Here is a 249-nt window from a genome sequence, read left to right on the forward strand (position 1 = left end):
CCGCTCATCGCGGGGTAGGCGGCGTGCGCCCAGGACAGATACAGGTTCAGCGACCGGTGTTCGACAACGACACCCTTGGGCCGCCCGGTCGAACCAGACGTGTAGATGACGAACGCGGGGTGGGAGGTCCGGGCCTCGCTCACCCGGTCCGCATCCGTCGGGTTGGTGACGGGGAGACCGTCGGTGTGGATGTCCTCGGTGATGAGGGTCGTCAGCCCCGTGTCGGGTATCCGCCCGGCGGTCTTCTCG

Annotated in this window: 1 protein-coding gene; it reads right to left on the bottom strand. The window is 68.3% G+C overall.

The window, feature by feature from the left end; translation table 11 throughout:
• On the bottom strand, nt 1-249 hold a 249-nt coding region (locus tag SNA_RS13900), incomplete at both ends, for an AMP-binding protein (protein ID WP_044365256.1).

The sequence above is a fragment of the Streptomyces natalensis ATCC 27448 genome (assembly GCF_000935125.1).
In the GTDB taxonomy this organism is placed as follows: Bacteria; Actinomycetota; Actinomycetes; order Streptomycetales; family Streptomycetaceae; genus Streptomyces; species Streptomyces natalensis.